This is a genomic window from Streptomyces sp. SD31 (assembly GCF_052068475.1).
Classification (GTDB): Bacteria; Actinomycetota; Actinomycetes; order Streptomycetales; family Streptomycetaceae; genus Streptomyces.
In genome coordinates this window covers 1-1,117 of record NZ_JBQHCX010000050.1, presented here as the reverse complement: position 1 = coordinate 1,117, position 1,117 = coordinate 1, and the positions used below count along the sequence as shown (strand labels likewise).

The following is a 1,117-nucleotide window of genomic DNA, read 5'->3' as shown; positions in this document are numbered from 1 at the left end:
ACCAGGGACTTCTCCCCGGGCTGGCTCTCGCGGGCGACGACCACGGCGTCCTTGACGGCCGGGTGCTCACGCAACCGGGTCTCGATCTCGCCGAGCTCGATCCGGTAACCACGGATCTTGACCTGCTTGTCGATACGCCCCAGGGACTCAAGGCTCCCGTCCGGGCGGCGCAGGGCCAGGTCCCCACTGCGATACAGACGCGAGCCCGCCGGCCCGAACGGGTCCGGCACGAACCGCTCCGCCGTCAGCTCCGGACGCCCCAGATACCCGCGCGACACCGCCGGACCGGAGACATAGATCTCCCCCGGAACACCAACCGGCACCAACCGGCCCTGCGCGTCCAGCAGATGAATCGCCGTATCCGCCAGCGGGTAGCCGACCGGGCTGAGCCCCGGGTGAGCCAGATCCTCGGCCGTGACCCGGTGATAGGTGGAGTGCACCGTCGTCTCGGTGATCCCGTACATGTTCACCAGCGCCGGACACTCGATACCGACCCGGTCCGTCCACGGACGCAGCTCACCAAGGTCCAACCGCTCACCCGCGAAGATCACCGCACGCAGAGCCAGCCGATCGATCCGCGGATCACCCTCCCCCGCCAGCGCCGCCAGCGACCGAAACGCCGTCGGCGTCTGACACAAAATGGTCGCCCGCTCCTCCACCAGCAGGTCCAAGAACTCCTCCGGCGACCGGGTCACCCCCGCAGGCACCACCACCAACGTGCCCCCGTGCAACAACGCACCCCACATCTCCCACACCGACACGTCAAACGCGTACGAGTGGAACAACGGCCACACATCATCCGGACCGAAGCCGTAGTGCCGCTCACTGCTGCTGAACAACCGCAGCACATTCGCGTGACTGAGACCCACACCCTTCGGCTTGCCCGTCGAACCCGACGTGTAGATGACATAGATCAGATCGTCCGCCGTGCCCTCGATGACCGGCGCCGTGGACGAGCAGGCATCGATCACAGCCTGGTCGTCGTCGATCACGACCAGGCGCCCCGTGAAGGACGACAACCGGTCGACCATGCCCCGCTGCGTCACCAGGATCGGCGCGGCCGCATCCTCCAGGATCGTCGCCAGCCGCTCATCCGGATTCGCCGGATCCAACGGCA

General features: G+C 67.3%; 1 protein-coding gene. It reads right to left on the bottom strand.

Features of this window, described 5'->3' with window-relative positions; all coding sequences use genetic code 11:
• Positions 1-1,117, bottom strand: a 1,117-nt coding sequence (locus ACTMVF_RS42355; RefSeq protein WP_441276424.1) for an amino acid adenylation domain-containing protein, incomplete at both ends; no start/stop codon positions are given.